Consider the following 16,893-nt stretch of genomic DNA (forward strand, 5'->3'; position numbering starts at 1 on the left):
GGTCGCGGTTCCTGGTGAAGGCGCCGTCCTTTTCCCCCATCCTCATGCCGGATCGGGGATGGCATGGGACGATGGACGGTTTGTCGGGAATGGTGAAGGGCATCCTGCTGGCGGTGCTGCTGGGTTTCATGCCCCTCTCCCCGGCGGTGGCGCAGGACAGGCCCTCCGTCCCGGTCATCGATCGCGACCGGAGCGACCGGATCGAGCCGCAAATCGCGCCGCCGGCCACGTCGCCGCTGCCGCCCGCACCTTCGGTCCAACTCGTCCCGCCCAGTCCCGCCGCGGCGGCCGTGCGCCTGACGGCATTGCGCTATGCGGGGACCACGCTTTCCCAGGCACGACTGGATGCCGCGACCGCGCCTTTCATCGGCCGCCCCCTCACCGCCGACGCGATCCAGGACATCGCCAACGCCATCGGCGCGCTTTATGACGGCAGCGACATCGCTTTCTATTCCGTCTCCATCCCCGCGCAGACGCCCCATGGCGGCGTGCTGACGGTCCGGCTGGTCGAGGGGCGGGTGCGCGACTATCGCGTCACCGGCCTTCCTCCCGGCATGCCCACCGGCCTCATTGCAGCGCATATGCGGCGGCTGATGCGTGATGCGCCACTCCGCAAGAGCAGGCTCGAACGGACGCTGTCCCTGCTCCGCGACATGCCCGGCCAGACGGTCGACGCACAGGTCCGTCAACTGGCCCAGCCGGGCGACCTGCTGATCGACCTGATCGTCAAACGCAAGCAGGTCCGGATCGGACTGCTGCTCGACAATAGCGGCGTCAATAATGTGGTGGACGGCATACAGGCGCAATTGTCGCTGACGATCAACGGTCTCGCGCGTGAGGGGGACAGCACCCGCCTGTCGGGCTATATGCCCTTCTATCCCGACCGCTACCAATATTATGCGTTCAGCCACAGCACGCCGATCCGCAGCAACGGCCTCACCCTTACGGCGCAGGCGGCCCATGTGCAGACCCGGTCGCGAGACAATCGGACACAGGGCGACGCGACGCTCGCCGGACTGTCGTTCAGCTATCCGCTGCTGCGTTCCTACAAGACCAACCTGACGGTCACGGCGTCGCTCGATGGGATCGACAGCCATAATTATTTCCTCGACACCCGGTTCGGCGATTATCGCTCGCGGGTCCTGCGCCTGGGCGCCTCCTGGTCTCATGCCGACGCGACCAATGGTCAGGCGCTTTCCGTCGTCGTCAGCCAGGGATTGGACGCGCTGGGTGCCAGACCCTTTGCGGGCTTTTCCGAAACCGGCTTCACCAAAGTCAATCTTCAGGCAGTGGCGGTCAAGCGCCTGACCGGGAAACTGACACTCAAGGCAACGGCGAAAGGGCAATATTCGAAGGATAATCTGCCCGTGACGGAACGCTTCGCGCTGGGGGGCAGGGGAGCAGGCATGGCTTATTCTCTGGGCGCCCTGACCGCGGAACAAGCGCTGGCGGGCAGTGTCGAAATAGCCTGGTCTCTCCCCGCCCGGTCACCGCTGCTCAAGGAGGCGACGCTCTTCGCGGCGCTCGACGGTGCCCTGGCCCATGCCACGGCGCGTCCCGCCTATGGGCTCGCGGCGCAGGACCGTCGACTGGCATCGGCGGGCGGCGGCCTGCGCCTGGGACTCGGCCCGAAATGGCATTTGAGCGCCGAAATCGCCGTTCCGGTCAAGCGGCCCGCGCCGTCCTACAGACGCAAGACGCGTTTCTTCTTCGGGATCGGACGGGCGTTCTGATCGCCCTTTTGCGTATGCGCAAAAAGGATCGCAAGGCAGGGAAAACAAGAGATGAACAATATATGGGAGGTCTGGCCTTCGGCACTGACGGAGGCGGAATGCGATGCCATCATCAAACGCGCCGCACTGTACGAACAACAATCGGCGACGGTCGGCTTCGCTCAGGAACAGCGCAGCGATCATGGTTATCGATCGTCCACCATCAGTTGGCTGGACGTGCATCGCGACCGGGATATCGTCGATCGACTGATGCAGTTCGTCCATTCGTCGAACCGGACCAATTTCGGCGTCGACATCTTCGGCCCNTATGAACTGCAGTTCACCGAATATCATGGCCGCGCCCAGGGCAAATATGACTGGCATCAGGATGTCTGGCTGGAATCGGCGCGCCCGTTCGACCGGAAATTGTCGGTGGTGGCACAATTGTCCGATCCCGAAGACTATGAGGGCGGCTCCTTCGAATTTTTTGGCCTTCAGCAACCGGGCGTCAGCTTCGCCCCCAGGGGAAGCATGCTGATCTTCCCCTCCTTTCTCCAACATCGCGTCCTGCCCGTGACCAGAGGGATTCGGCGCAGCCTCGTCAGTTGGATCGAGGGGCCGCGCTGGCGCTGATCGTGCCATGGCCTGGGCTTGCGTTCCGGCGTCGCCCGTCAGTGCCTTTTCGTTGCAAGGCGCGTCTCTGTTCGTCCATGCCGTGGCAGGAAAAAGCTCCGATCCGGATCAACCCTCCGCCGACCGGCTTTGCTTGATCTCCATGCGATATTGCGGGTCCAGGCCTCCATCAAAGCCGCACCGACAGCCGATAATCGCGATTTCCCGCATAGCGAAACGCGTTTTGCGCAAACTCTGGTCCCCGTTTCCGGATCATCACGGCGGCAATATTTCCTTCCCGATGCATTGCAACCAGAGCGGTTTCTTCTTGACGAGGCGATAAGGAAGGTCGGGCTTACTCTGTCCCTGTTGCGATCTGTTCGCAGTCAAACAGGGAGTTTNCGATGCCACGTCATGGATCGGTCCGACCGGGTAAGCGCGCACTTCTATGCGCCACGGCGATACNTCTTCTTTTGCTCAGCGCCTGCGCCGATGGCGTCGGCTTCGACATTGGGGCAGGCGGCGGCCATTCGCCGTCGGGTCCTTCCGGCCCCAGCGGTCCCACGGGGCCGAGCGGCCCGTCAGGACCTTCCGGCCCGACCAGTCCCGGCGGACCCACTGGCCCTGCCGGTCCGAGCGGACCTAGCGGCCCTACGGGTCCTGCTGGCCNGACCGGCCCNGGCGGACCCAGCGGCCCTGCTGGTCCCAACGGCCCCACCGGTCCATCCGGCCCCGCGGGTCCCGGTGGCCCGACCGGTCCNACCGGCTCCAGCGGCGGTGCCGTCATTGGCGCCTCGGTTGGCAATGTCCCGTTGGTCGGCCCGACCGGGCCAGGATCGCTGGTCGGCGTCAACATCCTTCCTGGCGCCAATCCCGCGACGGGCAGTGTGGTCAGGGCCGACTTGCTGACCGGCGACGGCACGGTGGCGCAGATTGCCCTGCCCGCCACGGCCGAAGGCGTCCAGCAAGGACTGGCGCCGGTCGGTGCGCTGGCCGGGACGCTGTTGGGCGCGTCCGTGGGCGGCACGGTGACGCAGCTCACCGACGGTCTCTCGCCCACGGTGGCGACGGTGACATCGGCGGTCGGCCAGATCGGCGCGCCGCTGCTCGATGGCGTGAGCGGCGCCCTGTCGCCCGTTACAGGACCGCTGCTGGGCGATAGTGGTGTGCTCGCGCCTGTCACGGGATTGGTGGAAAATGTCGTGGGCAGTGTGACCGGCACATTGGGCAGCGTCGGCGCCGATCCTTCGGCGGCACTCGGCGGGCCGCTGATCGGCGCGAATGTCGGCGGCAATGCGCTGACCGGACCGTCGACCGGCAACACGCTGGTCGGGGTCAACCTGTTGCCGGCGGAGGGCACGGCCGCGTCCGGGCAGTTGGCGACGGTCAGTCTGCTCTCGCAAGGCAATCTGGCCGATGTCGCACTGCCGACCACGGCGACGGGCGTGGAGGCCGGTTTGCAGTCCGTCGGCAGTCTGGCCGGCGGGATATTGGGACAGCAGGCGGAAACCGCCGTCAACCAGGTCATCGCTACTACCGCACCCGTGGCTGCCGCCGTCACAGGCGCAGTGGACAGTATCGCCGCGCCATTGCTCGATACCGTCAACAGCCTGGCGCCGACACTGCCGGGTGGAAACGCGAACGGTTCGCCGCTCGCGCCGGTCACAGGTGCGGTCAACGGACTGCTGGGGTCGGGGGCGGGGCAGGGGACNGGCGATGCGCTCGCCCCNGTCACGGGTCTGGTCAACGGCATATTGGCCCCGGCGACCGGATCGGGAAATACGGCCGCGCCCGTCACCGGCCTGCTGGGCGGCCTGCTGAACGGCGGTAACTGATGCGGGTGCGCGGCTCGACATGGTCCTCATACATGCCGCGCCGCGCCCTGCTGGAGCCNATCCCCNTTGCCCCNGGGGNATGGACGGGGGGCGAGGAGGCAGTGGCACACTGCCTCCTCAANCCGACCCNGCTTTTCATCTCGAAAGGGAAGTCATGCATTTGCCGATCGTTCGTCTGAACAACGCCCTGCCGATTCGGACCGCCTATGGCGAACGGGCCGCCCAGGCCGCGCTGGACCATCTGCGCCAAAAGATGGATCGCCATTTCGGGACGGAGGGCTGCCGGGTCGACGGGACCGGGGTCGCGCTGTGCCCGCTTGCCGATCCTTTCGTCCACGCGCCGATGCTCGACAGTTTATGCATCCTGCTGGAGGCAGATCCATTCCGTTTCGAAGGGNACGAGATCCTGTTGTCGCTCTCGGCCGGCGCGGTCCACGACGCCATGTCGGACGATGTCGCGCTGCCCGCNGAATGCTACCGCGAGGACATGCAGCTTGCCGTGTCGCTGCTGAAGGCCGTGCGCAGCGGCACCACGCATCTTGCCTGGCGCCCCATTGCCTCTCCGCGCGATCCCGGCGCGATCCTTTATCATGAAGCCTGCTTGCGCCGCATCGGCGAGGACGGCGTGTCGATCGATTGCGCGGAGGCCCATGCCGCGCTCGATCGTCTCGGCCTGACCCATCGCTTCGACCGGCGACTCCTGTCCGACATGGTCGACGCGCTGGAGGCCGATCCTTTCGCCTGCCTTTCCGTCGCCCTCTCGGCGCAGGNCCTGTCGCGCGGCTTGCATGGCGGCGACGGCGGATGGAGCGATCTGCTCGCCCGCCTGAAGCGCGATCGCGNCCTCGCACGGCGGCTCGTGATCGAGATCATCGATCGCGACCGGATGCTCGCCATGCAGGATGTGCAAAGCTGTGTTCGCNATCTNCAGNCGCTGGGCGTGCGCATCGCAATCGGGCGTTTCGGAACGGGCCAGGCTTCGGTCGGCGAGTTGATGGCGCTGGCGCCCGATATCGTGAAGCTGGACGGCGCCTTTCTACAAAGGGCGCATGGCGCGCGGATCGGGCATTTGATCGGCCTGGCGCGGACGATCGGTTCCACGGTGATCGTCGACGGCGTCGATTCCGGGCGTCACCTCCAGACCGTGCTCGATGCGGAGGCGGAATGGGTGGCAGGTGAGCTTCTCGGTCGCTCCCGCTTCCGCCGCGCATCTCGCCCGCCATCGTCCGCGCCCGCCATCCAGACGCCGTCGGGCCTGTCGGCATTTGCCTGACTGACCGGCTTTGCGTGCACGCAAAAACAGAGTCCAAAAAAGGGGAATATCTCTTGTCGAAATGGCCTTTTCCGACCCTGACCGGGGCGATTCTGCTGCTGGGCGCCACGATGCAACCGGCCCATGCCGGTCCCTACACACCCTATGCGACGACCGCAGGCGAAGCGGCGGTCGGCGCGATGGTCGATGCCGGACCCGACTCCGGCACCGCGTCCGTGGGCGACCGCGCCGCCATGCTGGCGTCGATCGATGCCCTGCCAGGCGCCCCTGCTCGTGCCGATGCGCTAGGGCAATTGTCGCCGCGCAGCTACAGCCTGCTCCCCNGTCTCTCGATCCAGNCGATGGACGCCGGCGACCGGGAANTTCGCGCCATGCTGACGGAACGGCGCAGCATCGCCATCGACGCCCTGGCCGCTGTTCCCGCCAGCGGCGACCGGACCATCCACATGATGCTGACGGGCGGCATCCGGCAAGCAACCTATGAGGGGCGCCCCGACCGCCCCAAGACGGACTCCGACAGCCGCTCGCTTCGCTTCGCCATCGATGTCGCACCGGTGCGCGGCCTCATTCTGGGCGCGACATTGGGCATTGACGGCATCGATGCCCGCCTCGACCCGGCGCAGCGGCCCCGCATCAGCTTGTTCACCACGAATATCGGTCCCTATGCCAGCTTCAACAACGGCCAATTCTATGCCGATGCGACGGCCTCCTACNCACTCTCCGAATATAAGCTGCGGCGGCAGGTGGGCTGGTCCGGCTTTTCCGACCGGATGGTGGCGCCGGTCGACGGCGATGGCTGGGCCGCCTCGGGCGAAGCGGGCGCCATGGTGCGGGCAGGCGTGATCAGGCTTCAGCCCTTTGCCGGCCTTCACTATCGCTATGCCGATGTCAGCGGCTTTCGGGAAAATGGCGGTCCCGCCGCACTGGAAGTCGCCCGTTTCCGCTCCCAATCGCTTCGCGGCGCGCTCGGCGCCCGTCTGTCCGCCAATGTGGCGCATGGCGGCTGGACGCTTCGCCCTTCCGTCGAGGCGCAATGGCAGCGCGAACTGCGCAGCCGCCCCGACAGCCGGATCGAGGCGCGCTTCGCCACCCGCGACCTCGCCGTCTTCACCCTCCGTCCGACCCGGCTGGCACGCGACGCCGGTCTTGTGAACGCGGGAATCAGCGCGACCTGGAACAGCCGCACGACCGTCCGCCTCGGCTATGCGGGCGAGTTCAGTTCCGACCGCCATATCCACGCGGCGACGCTGACGGTGGGTCGCCGCTTCTGAAAAGGGATTGCTCCGAAACGGACGTGCTTCCTCACCCCGGCCGTCTCCAAGCCGCTATTGCGTGGACCAGACCACGCAAAAAGGAGTGACCCATGGCCCGCTTCATCCGCGACATATTGGCTGCGCTATCCTATCAGCCGCCAGTCGACAAAGGCCCCGTCGATCAGGAATCGCTCAGCCGCCTCGACCAGCGCCTCGCCCCTTTCGCGGACAAGGGCGCGGGTCCCCGNNNGNCCATGGCGATCCAGCCGGGGGAATGTTCGGTGTGGGACGGCAATCCCCGCGACCAGCCCGGCCTGACGGCGGAAAACTGCCGCTCGCTGATCGATTCCATCGCCAGTGAAGGCGGTAACCGCATCCCCGTGCTGGTGCGCCTCAATCCGCCGGGNTCGGACCGGCCCTATCAGCTCCTGGTCGGCAGCCGCNGCCGCTTCGCGGTCGACTGGCTCAACCATCATGGCCGCCCGGACATGCGGCTGAGCGCGCTGGTCGTCGACCTGTCGGACGAGGAAGCCTTTCGCTTGGCCGACATCGAAAATCGCGAGAGGGCGGACATCAGCGAACTCGACCGGGCGCGCAGCTATCAAAATGCCGTGGACCGTTTCTATGGCGGCGTGCAGTCGCGCATGGCGGAGGCGCTCAACCTCTCCAACAGCCAGTTGAGTCGCCTGCTTGCGCTGGCGCAATTGCCCGAAGAGGTGGTGGGGGCGTTCGCCACCAGGGACGAGCTGCGCGTGCGCTATTCGGAATTGCTGACCCCGCTGCTCCGTCGTCCGGACCAGCGCGGGCGGATGGTCGCGGAAGCACGATTGATCGGCGAGCAACAGCAGACGCTGGCATTGCAGGGCGAACGCATGATCCCGCCCGCCACCGTGCTGGCCCGCCTGCGCGAAGCCGCTACGCCGCACGCGCCGGAGGATGCGCGCGACATCGCCATCATCGCCGGGGGCACGCGCATCGGCCGGGCGAAGGCCAGCCGCAGCGGCGGCCTGACGGTCGATCTCAGCATAGCGGAGGACGCCGATCTGGACGAATTACTGGCCCGCCTGCGCGAAACCATCGTGGCGGTGCGCGGCGTATAGGCCGTCTCATGCCATAAGCTGCGCCGAAAGCAGTGCGATGGTCGCGATCGCCGCCATGTCGGGCCGGGGATCGCCAGCTTTGCGTACACGCAAAAACAGCGCGGCCAGCAGGAAAAGCGCGATGGCCACCCCCAGCATCCGCAGCGCACCGCCAGGATCCAGCCAGGTCGCGCCTGCCGCCAACAGCTTGATATGCCCACCGGTCAACAGACGCAGCCGCCAGCGCAGCGTAATCACTGCGATGACCGACGACAGCAGCATCAGGCAGCCAAGACCGGCCAGCGCCGCTATCATCAAGCCCGGAAGACCCTGCACCAGCCCGGCAAAGCCCAACCCGCCCAAGGCGATCAGCCCATAGAAGCGATCCGCCACCATGCGCTTTTCTGGATGCAGCACCAGCACCGGCAACAGCAGCAGGATCATCAGCGCACAGCCGATCAGATGGGATCCGTTCATCTCAATAGCTCCCATTGGTCACGACGATGCTCGCGCTGACGCTGGGCGAAGGCATGGGCACGAAGACGGCATAGCGCATCATCGGACTGCCGCTCATATTATAGCTCACCCGCACCCGGAACGTCCCCGTCGCATCCGGGCCCGCCGTGACGACCGGCCCGCCACCCGCGGCCAGCAACTTGCCATAGCCGTCGATCACCGCCCGCGCCCGGCCCTGCGCCAGTGTCGTGCGCTCCGCAGTCGACAGCCCCGCTACGGCGGCGCGCGCACCCTCGACGGCGGCATGGCGCACCCCCATCAATGCGGCGAAGTAGAAGGAATAAAGCACCACCGCGAAGACCAGCATCAATAGCGCGGGCGCCAGCAGCGCGAATTCCAGCGCCGCCAGCCCCCGCGTGCATGCCCACAGACGGCGCATCCGCATCAGCTCGACGGAATGCTGTTGAACATCGTCGTGAAGGCGGCGCCGAGCTGCGTCTTGAAATTGGCGCCCACCGCGACGATCGCGGCCACCACCACCGCGCCCAGCACCGCATATTCCACGGCGGTCAGGCCTTTTTCATCCCGCGCCAGTTTCGCGATCAGCGATCCCAGAAATTTATTCATGGTCGTTTCTCCCTTGGTCCCTCCTGCGAACATCCGGCGGCAAGCGGGGAGGGGAGAACCGCCCGCCGCCCGATTTCACACCAGCACCGGCACCCCGCATCGCGCCCCCGTCGCCCAGAGCGTCGCATGGCCAAGCTGGATGCCCAGCGCGGCGAGCAGATTGTCGAGCAACGGATCGGCCGTGCCGCCGACCAGCCCCGCCAACGGCGCGGTGATCCCGTTCAGCAATTGGGTCCGCACCGCCGCCTCCGTCGCATCGCAAACCAGCGGCAGGCACAGGCCCAATATCTTCACCTGCAATCCGTTGCCCGCCGCGATGCTGCTGCTGAGCGATGTCAGAAGCGGCCCCGCCTGCGACCCGTTGCCGATGCTCGCCGCGCTGCCGGGCGCGCCGGGCCGCCCGACGCTGCCCTGCCCGCCGGGGCCGAAGACCAGATTGCCGCTTTTGCCCATCACCGGCTGCGCGACGGCGCGCGCATCGACCGTGATCAGCGACAGCAGATTGACGATCCGTGCCTGCCCGATGCTGGCGGCGGTGATCGGCGGCATCGGGCGCGTCATCGCATTGGCGGGCGCTGTGCCGATATAGGCGTTGACCAGCCCGGTATCGGCATGGACCGTGACCCGCGTATCGCGCGCCTGTTCGGCGGTGTCGGGACAATCGATCGCCGTCACCTGCGCCTGCGCGGCGGCGATGTCGATCAGCACGGGCAGGGAGTCGACCGACACCGCATTGCCCAGCACCGCAATATTGCCCAGCCCGATCAGCAGTTGCAGCCGCAGCGCGGAGGTGCCGACGCTGGTTTCCCCCGCCGGGCCGAAGGAAAAGCGCGGCCGGTCCATCGGTCCGCTCGCCATGGCAGCGATCTTCACCGTGCTGCCGCCTGCCACCAGGCTCAGCGCGTCGGACAGGTCGATCGTGCCGTTCCCGGCCTGCACCGCGAAGGCAAAGAGCTGATAGGCGTTGATCCCCGCGCGCAGCGCCGGTTTCTCATCGGCGCCGCCCACCGGCATCTTCCTCCATACGCCCAGGCCGAACAAACCGTTGAGCGGCACGGCATAGCCATTGCCCACCTGACCCGCGATCAGGGTCAGCGTGGCGGCGCTCGACGCATTGTCGGCCGCGCTGGCGGCGGCGTACAGCAAATCCCGCAATCCCACCGTCCGGCTGGTGAGGGCGCCATAGGTTCCGCTTTCCCCGACCCGCTGCGCCAGCGCATCGAAGAACAGCCCCGCATCGATATTGCTGGCCATCAACGCCTCGACATCGGCGGTGGAGAGGCGCAACTTGATGCCCAGCAGGGCGCCCAGCAGGTCGTTGACGCTGTTCACCAGCCCGTTGCTGACGGTCACTATGCCGGACGTGATGCCGACCCCCGCCTCATCGATGCGCGTCGCGGTGGCGCTGGCGGCCAGATCGGGCAGCGGATTGGCCGGCCCCAGCACCCGCATCAGATATTGCCGCGCAGGCTTTCCGGTGCGGATGCGTACCGCATTGACCCGCCCGTTGCCGGGGCACAGCGCCATGCTCGCATCGAAACGCTGCGCCGCGCCCAGCCCCGCATCGGCGCAATAGCGGCCCGTCTCCACCGACCGGAGAATGGCCGGATCATAGCCGTTGCGGGTCAGGCTGTCCCGCGCCCGTGCCGCCGCCTGCGCCGGGTTCATCGCGGCGGCCATCGCGGCGGCATCGGTCGCGGCGCGCAGATTGCGCTCGCCCACATAATAAAGCCCCGCATCCAGCGCAAAGCCCGCCGCCCCGATCAACACCGTGCCCAAAGCCGCGACCATCGGCGCGACAGCGGCCGACCGGTCGTGCCGGAGAGAGGAAAGCAGCCGCATCATGGCTCGTCCGCCACCCGCTCGACCCGCCGCCCGATGGATTCCAGATAAAGCTGCCGGACGCGCGCCGCCTCTTCCGCCGAAAGCCCGGCATCGCTCCGGGGCTGCGCCTTCAACTGCCACTCGATCACACGTCGCGCTGCATTCTCCACTGGCGGCACAGGAAGAGGAAGAGGGGGAGGGGAGGCCAGCATCAGCCACAGCATCATCATCCTTCAGCCTCCCTTCCCGATCCGGGCCGCTTCCGCCGCCAGCTTGCCCCGCAGCGCCTCGTCCCCGATCCGCCGCAAACCCGCCTCGGCCTCCGCCCGCCGCCCGCCGACCATCAGCGCCAGCAGCAGATTGTTGCGGATGACCGCGATTTGCGGCGCCAGATCGCGCGCCCCGCGCAATGCCTCGATCGCCGCCCCGGCTTGCCCGGCGCGCAACAGCGCATAGCCCCAGGCATTGCGCAGCAGCGCATCCGCCGGGCTGGCGCCGCTCGCCTGCGCATAACAGGCTGCCGCCTCGCCCCAACGCCCCCGCGCCGCCAGCAAATGCCCGCGCACCGCGAAGACGCCGCCATCGGCCGTCGCGGCGGGCAGCGGCACGGCCTCCGCCGCGTCGATCTGGCCGAGGTCGATCAGGCTGTTGACCCGCAGCAGCCCCGCTTCGCCATCGCCGGGATAACGCCGCTCGAAATCGTCGAGATAGGCGAGCGCCGCTCTGGGCCGTCCATCGCTGCGCGCCTGACGGATGAGTTGCAGATAAAGCCCGCGCATATCCGGCGCCTCCTCCGCATGCACGGGCGCGGCGCTCATCAATAGCGCAGCGATCATCACCCGCCTCATTGCGACACCCCCCGCAACGTATCGAAGATCGCCACGATCGGCGGCCCGCCCAGCACCACGAACAAAGCAGGCATGAAGAAGAGGATCATCAGCACCACCATCCGCACGGTGATGCCGCCCATCGCCTCCCGCGCCCGCATGACGCGCCTCTGGGTGAACTCGCGCACGAATTCGCGCAGGGCAGGGGCCAGCTCCACGCCCTGGAACAGGGCCTGCCGGAACAGCGCAGCCAGCTCCTTCGCGCCGCTCACCGCGACCCGCGCTGCCCAGCGATCCAGCGCCAGATCATAGCGCATCCCCCGGTCCAGATCGGCCACCAGCATCGCGATCAGCCGCGCATGATGCGGCACCGCGATGCGTTCGTCCCGCGCGATCGAACGGAAACACTGGTCGAGCGAAATCCCGCTCTCCAGCATCATCAGCATCAGGTCGAGCAGGAAGGGGAATTCCGCCGTGATCGCCCGCGCCCGCCGCGCCGCCAGCAGCAGGATCGCCTGCTTCGCGCCGACATAGGTGAGGCCCGTGGCGATCACGATCAGCAGCGGCTGGGCCAGAAACCCGCCCCACAGGGCACGCGAAACCAGCATCACCGCCAGCGCCACGCCGACGGTCGCCGCCATCCGCGCCCAAGCGAACCGGTCCGCCGCCTTCGCATCCTGAAAGCCCGCCAGCATCAGCTTGCCCGCGATTTCCGACCGGTCCCGACCCCGCGCCGCAAGGGCCAGCGGCAACCGCAAGGCGGGCCGCTCCCCGGCCATCCCCAGCCGCGCTTCCAGCCGCTGGTCGGCCAGGCGCATCCGCACCCCGGCGAAGGCGCAGGCCACCCCCAGGGCAGCGCAGACAAGAAACAGCGCGCCCATCAAAAGGCGAGCCTCATCACCCGCCGCATCACCAGCATGCCCATCGCTTGCAGCACCACCGCCACCACGCCAAGCTGGTGCCCGCGCGGGTTCTTCACGAAGAAATCGACATAGCCTGGGTTCATCGCCACCAGCGCCGCCATCGCCACCAGCGGCATGACGATCAGCACCCGCCCGCTGATCCTGGCTTCGGAAATGGCGGCCTTCAGCTCGCGCTTGATGCGAATCCGCTCGCGCAGGATGTTGGACAGGTTCAGCAGCACCGCCGAAATCGACCCGCCATAGCGCATATTGGTGCGGATCGCGGCGGCCAGCATCGATATTTCAGGAACGCGCAGCCGCTCCGCCAGCATCTGCATCGCGTCCGCCACCGGCGCGCCCAGCTCCAGCCGCCGCGCCACCGGCGCGATGAAATCCTGCACGATGAGGGGCGCATCGGCCAGCGCCCGCTCCAGCGCCTGCGCCAGCGAATTGCCGACCGCCTGCATCTGCCGCACGGCGTCGATATAATAAGGCAGCGCCTCGATCAGCGCCTCCATCCGCCGCCGCGCCCGCCGCCGGACCCAGCCGAGCACTCCCACCGGCACGCCCGCGACCACTGCCAAGGCCGCCACCGGCCCCGCCGCCACCAGCGCAACCAGCGCCGCCAGCCCCAGCGCGCCGCTGAAAATCCCCATGGCCCGCGCCGTCATCTCGATCTGCGCCTGCGCCAGCAAGGGCGCGACGGCATCCGGCGCCGCCAGCACCACCCGCCGCCGCGCCACCGCCCCTGAAGCCAGCCCCAGCCGCCGGTCGATCTCCGCCCGCTGCCGCGCCCGCTCCACCAGCAGCGCCCAGCCGATCCCCGCCACGATCAGCAGCGAGAGCGTAAGAAAGGCCGCCCCGCTCAACACGGCCGCCCGCCCCGATAATCCCGCAGCCGCCCCGCAAAAAACGGCCGCAACGACAAAGTGCGAAATTCCCCCAGCCCCGACAACGCAGGCTGCTCCTCAAATACGAACAGCTCGTTCAGCGAATAAGCATCCCCCTCCAGCCCCGTCACCTCGCTGACCGACATCACCCGCCGGCTGCCGTTGGAAAGCCGCTGCAACTGCACTACCACATGCACGCTGTTGGCGATGAAGCGCCGGATCGCCCGCACATCGCTCTGCACCCCGGCAAAGCCCAGCAGCATTTCCAGCCGCGCAAAGGCGTCCCTCGGACTATTGCCGTGCAGCGTCGCCATCGACCCGTCATGCCCGGTCGACATGGCCTGCAACATCTCGACGGCCTCCACGCCGCGCACCTCGCCCAATATGATCCGGTCCGGCCGCATCCGCAGCGCATTGCGCACCAATTCGCGCGAACTCACCTCGCGGCTGCCGTCCACCGTAGGCGGCCGCGTCTCCAGCCGCACCACATGGCTCTGCCGCAATTGCAGCTCCGCCGCATCCTCGATGGTGATCAGCCGCTCCCGATCCCCGATAAAGGTCGACAGCATGTTGAGCAAAGTCGTCTTGCCCGCCCCGGTCCCGCCGCAAATCAGGATATTGAGCCGGGACCGCACCGCCGCGCTCAGATAAGCCGCCATGTCCGCGCTCATGACGTGACCCGCAACGCAATCCTCGATGGTCATGCTCTGCAACCGGAACTTGCGGATCGAGAGCGTCGGCCCATCCAGAGCCACCGGCGGGATCACGATATTCACCCGCGACCCGTCGGCCAGCCGCGCATCGACATAGGGACTGGCCTCATCCACCCGCCGCCCGATCGGCCCCACGATCCGCTGGATGATGTTCATCAGATGCGCGTCGTCGCGAAAGCGCGTCTCCACCTTCTCCAGCAGCCCGCCGCGCTCGGCATAGATATGCCCCGGCCCATTGACGATGATGTCGTCGACCCCGGCATCGCGCAGCAGCGGCGCCAGCGGCCCCATGCCCGCCACCTCATCCTCCACATCCTCGATCAGCAGCAGCCGTTCCGCGCTGTTGAGCGCCAGTTGCCCGCGCCGGCTGCGGGCGGCGATCACCTGCTCGATCTCCCCGCGCAGCGCCCTTGGCCCCAAAGTCTCCGCCGTCTCCCCGCGCGCCTCCAACTGCTCGATCAGTTGCGCGCAGGTCTGCGCCTTGGCGATCTGATAGCTGTCGCTCATCCGCTGCGTCGCGGGCTGGGCGACCGGCGCGATCCGCACCTCCCGCGCAGGCACGAAGCCCTCCTCTCCGGTCAGCAAACTCACGACGCTTTCTCCACGACCTTCAGCATCGCCCGCCGCAACCGATCGATCCCGCCCGTCTTCGCTGCCACCCCGCAAGCCCGCCGGATCGCCGCCATATAGGCCCCGCCATCGGCTTCCATCGCCATCGGCCGCCCGGCATTCAGCGCATTGCGCATCCGCGCCCGGTCCACCGGCAGCGCCAGCACGGAGCCGACGCCCAAAGCATCCGCCATCCGCCGCCCGTCCAGCAGCACGCCGGGCAGATGATCCCAGACCAGCAGCCGCATCGCCTCCACCCGTTCCCGCTCCGCCCCGATCCGGTCGAGCAACCGGCGGCACGCCTCGATCTCCCGGATCGACTGGCCGCAAAGCAGATCGACCCGATCCGCCTCCGCCACCACCTCGCGCAGCAGCCCGCCATGGCGCAGGCTCCCCGCATTCAGCACCACATCGCTGCAACAGGTCCGCAGCAGCCGGATCAGCGCCGCCAGATCGCCGGGCGTCAGCCCCACCGGCTCCGCCCCGGTCCCCCCGTCGAGGGTCAACAGCATCAGCTCGCTCGGCCCATGCCGCGCCGCCGTGCTGGTGAGCAAGCTGGCGTCCAGCCGTTCCCGGTCGCCCACCGCCGAAGCCAGCCCATAATCGACGTCAAGGTCGAGATAGCTCGCCGCCGCGCTGGTCGGCAAAGTGCAGTCGATCAGCAAGGTGGACCCGCCTCCACCCGCAATCGCCATATCCGTCGCCACCATGGCGCAGGCATCCCGGTCCGCGCCCAGCACCAGCGTCAACCGCCCCCGGCTTGCCCGGTCCGCTGCCGCATCGTTCAGCAGCCGCGCCAGCACCGCCGTAATCTCCGTCCCCTCGCCGTCACGCGGGATGACATCATCCACCCCGGCCCTGATGGCGCGCAGCAACGGCTCCGCCTCCATCTCCTGCGTCGCCAGCACGACCGGCCGCCCGCCCGCGCTCTCCACCACGGTCCCGATCGCAGCGGACAAGGCCCGCTCCGGCGGAATCGCCGCCCGGTCGATCACGATCAGGCAAGGCCCGGCCAAATCCTCCCGCTCGATCGCCTGCACCAGCTCGACGGTCGCCCGCCCGCTCATCGCCCCGTCGATCCGCTGCGCCAGCATCCGATCGACCGACAGCAGGAATATCGTCGCCATGGTCAAGGCCGCACGACGCCGAAGGGCGCGCTTATCTGGTCCAGCCCGTCCGTGCCCAAAATCATGTCACCGATCGACGGATCGACCCCCGCCGTCGCCGCGCCGGGCAAGGGCGGCATCTCCTCCGCCTTCACCGGCCCCACCAGCCGGGGCGTGGCGACGATGATCAGTTCCTGCTTCTCCTTCTGGTTCTGCTGCCGCTTGAAGAAGGCGCCCAGCACCGGAATATCGCCCAGAAAAGGGGTGCGCTCCTTCGTCACCGTCTGGCTCGAATAGCTAAGGCCCGCGATCACGAAACTCTGCCCGCTGCCTAGCTCCACCGTCGTCTCGGCCGACCGCCGCCGCAGCCCCGGCACGACATAACCCTGCAACTGCACGCCGTTATTATAGTCGAGCTCGCTGACCTCCGGCGCGATCTTCAGGACGATATGCTCCTTCGACAGCACGAAGGGCGTGACCGACAAGCGCACACCGAATTCCTTATACTGGATGGACAGAGTGTTCCCCGACCCCGAAAGCTGCGGCACCGGCACCGGAAACTCGCCCCCCGCCAGGAAACTCGCCTGCTCGCCGGACCGCACCAGCAAGGTCGGCTGTGCCAGCAACTGCGACAACCCATTGGAGGACAGCGCACTCAACACCGCCCCGATCCCCCGATGGGGCGCGGAGAGGAACAGATTGAACGCATTCTGGATCGGCGCGCTCGCCTCCAACGACAGGCCGCCGGGATCGAACGAAGCGCTTCCCAAAGTGCTGGGCGAAACGATCGCCCCCTGAATATCACCGCTCAATTTGGAGAAATTGAACCCCAATGCCTTGAGCGTCGTGGCAGAGACGGCGGCGAACTGTACATCGACCGCCACCACCTGCTCGCCCGCCCGGACGATGGGCGCGCTCGCCACCGCATCGGTCCCCACGCGCACCGGCTCCCGCGCGATCAACCCGCCATCGCCGCCATAGACGCTGACGACCGCCTCGCCCTCGCCGATCGCTGACAGCCGCAGCGACCGGGCCGATGGCGCAGCGATGGACAGCACGCCCTCCCGGTCCACCTCGACCCGCCCGATGGCGCGGGGGTAGGAAAGGGTGCGCTGCTCCTTCACATGCAGCGCCGTCTGCGCGCCTGCGCCCATGGGCAGGGCCAGCGTGATCAG

At 67.7% G+C, this 16,893-nt stretch carries 14 protein-coding genes and 5 pseudogenes; 8 read left to right on the plus strand and 11 right to left on the minus strand.

Features of this window, described 5'->3' with window-relative positions:
• Positions 1-71 precede the first annotated feature (71 nt).
• The 8 genes and pseudogenes from CAF53_RS16410 to CAF53_RS16435 all read left to right on the plus strand — a co-directional run.
• Complete coding sequence (locus CAF53_RS16410; protein ID WP_100239517.1) at positions 72-1,733, plus strand: ShlB/FhaC/HecB family hemolysin secretion/activation protein; 1,662 nt, start codon at positions 72-74, stop codon at positions 1,731-1,733.
• Positions 1,734-2,045: 312 nt separating this feature from the next.
• Positions 2,046-2,345 carry a 2OG-Fe(II) oxygenase gene (locus CAF53_RS28210; RefSeq protein ID WP_277949213.1) on the plus strand — a complete coding sequence of 100 codons (300 nt, stop codon included), beginning with the start codon at positions 2,046-2,048 and terminating at the stop codon, positions 2,343-2,345.
• Positions 2,346-4,313: 1,968 nt separating this feature from the next.
• On the plus strand, positions 4,314-4,556 hold a 243-nt coding region (locus CAF53_RS27760; RefSeq protein WP_206780921.1), incomplete at its 3' end, for a hypothetical protein.
• A gap of 929 nt (positions 4,557-5,485) precedes the next feature.
• Positions 5,486-5,755: pseudogene (locus CAF53_RS28215) on the plus strand (hypothetical protein); the annotation flags it as partial.
• Positions 5,756-5,881: 126 nt separating this feature from the next.
• Positions 5,882-6,145: pseudogene (locus tag CAF53_RS28220) on the plus strand (autotransporter domain-containing protein); the annotation flags it as partial.
• Between the two features lies 1 nt (position 6,146).
• Positions 6,147-6,703 (plus strand): annotated as a pseudogene (locus CAF53_RS28225) (autotransporter outer membrane beta-barrel domain-containing protein); the annotation flags it as partial.
• Between the two features lie 236 nt (positions 6,704-6,939).
• A pseudogene (locus tag CAF53_RS28230) lies at positions 6,940-7,091 on the plus strand (chromosome partitioning protein ParB); the annotation flags it as partial.
• A 38-nt stretch (positions 7,092-7,129) separates the two neighbouring features.
• Positions 7,130-7,785 (plus strand): annotated as a pseudogene (locus CAF53_RS16435) (ParB/RepB/Spo0J family partition protein); the annotation flags it as partial.
• Between the two features lie 6 nt (positions 7,786-7,791).
• On the opposite strand, the gene CAF53_RS16440 reads toward CAF53_RS16435, so the two are convergent.
• The 11 genes from CAF53_RS16440 to CAF53_RS16490 form a co-directional block, all read right to left on the minus strand.
• The gene (locus CAF53_RS16440) at positions 7,792-8,241 is read right to left on the minus strand and encodes a hypothetical protein (protein ID WP_100238880.1); all 450 of its coding nucleotides are present in this window, start codon (positions 8,239-8,241) and stop codon (positions 7,792-7,794) included.
• A 1-nt stretch (position 8,242) separates the two neighbouring features.
• Positions 8,243-8,665 carry a TadE/TadG family type IV pilus assembly protein gene (locus tag CAF53_RS16445; protein ID WP_100238881.1) on the minus strand — a complete coding sequence of 141 codons (423 nt, stop codon included), beginning with the start codon at positions 8,663-8,665 and terminating at the stop codon, positions 8,243-8,245.
• Positions 8,665-8,847 (minus strand): Flp family type IVb pilin, encoded by a 183-nt coding sequence (locus CAF53_RS16450; protein WP_046763712.1) that lies wholly within the window; start codon positions 8,845-8,847, stop codon positions 8,665-8,667. The genes CAF53_RS16445 and CAF53_RS16450 overlap by 1 nt, the downstream gene beginning before the upstream one ends.
• Before the next feature lie 75 nt (positions 8,848-8,922).
• Positions 8,923-10,692, minus strand: coding sequence for a TadG family pilus assembly protein (locus CAF53_RS16455; protein ID WP_242443487.1), 1,770 nt, complete (start codon positions 10,690-10,692; stop codon positions 8,923-8,925).
• Positions 10,689-10,901, minus strand: coding sequence for a hypothetical protein (locus tag CAF53_RS16460; RefSeq protein WP_100238882.1), 213 nt, complete (start codon positions 10,899-10,901; stop codon positions 10,689-10,691). The genes CAF53_RS16455 and CAF53_RS16460 overlap by 4 nt, the downstream gene beginning before the upstream one ends.
• A gap of 3 nt (positions 10,902-10,904) precedes the next feature.
• Positions 10,905-11,507, minus strand: a complete 603-nt coding sequence (locus CAF53_RS16465; protein WP_100238883.1) for a pilus assembly protein TadD — start codon at positions 11,505-11,507, stop codon at positions 10,905-10,907.
• Positions 11,508-11,515: 8 nt separating this feature from the next.
• Positions 11,516-12,379, minus strand: a complete 864-nt coding sequence (locus CAF53_RS16470; RefSeq protein ID WP_100238884.1) for a type II secretion system F family protein — start codon at positions 12,377-12,379, stop codon at positions 11,516-11,518.
• Positions 12,379-13,272, minus strand: coding sequence for a type II secretion system F family protein (locus CAF53_RS16475; RefSeq protein ID WP_100238885.1), 894 nt, complete (start codon positions 13,270-13,272; stop codon positions 12,379-12,381). The genes CAF53_RS16470 and CAF53_RS16475 overlap by 1 nt, the downstream gene beginning before the upstream one ends.
• Complete coding sequence (locus CAF53_RS16480) at positions 13,266-14,594, minus strand: CpaF family protein (RefSeq protein ID WP_100238886.1); 1,329 nt, start codon at positions 14,592-14,594, stop codon at positions 13,266-13,268. Before CAF53_RS16480 ends, CAF53_RS16475 begins: the two co-directional genes overlap by 7 nt.
• Positions 14,591-15,739, minus strand: coding sequence for a histidine kinase (locus tag CAF53_RS16485; protein WP_157801268.1), 1,149 nt, complete (start codon positions 15,737-15,739; stop codon positions 14,591-14,593). Before CAF53_RS16485 ends, CAF53_RS16480 begins: the two co-directional genes overlap by 4 nt.
• Before the next feature lie 2 nt (positions 15,740-15,741).
• Positions 15,742-16,872, minus strand: coding sequence for a pilus assembly protein N-terminal domain-containing protein (locus tag CAF53_RS16490; protein WP_100239520.1), 1,131 nt, complete (start codon positions 16,870-16,872; stop codon positions 15,742-15,744).
• Positions 16,873-16,893: the final 21 nt, after the last annotated feature.

This window comes from Sphingobium sp. LB126, assembly GCF_002795205.1.
Taxonomy (GTDB): Bacteria; Pseudomonadota; Alphaproteobacteria; order Sphingomonadales; family Sphingomonadaceae; genus Sphingobium; species Sphingobium chungbukense.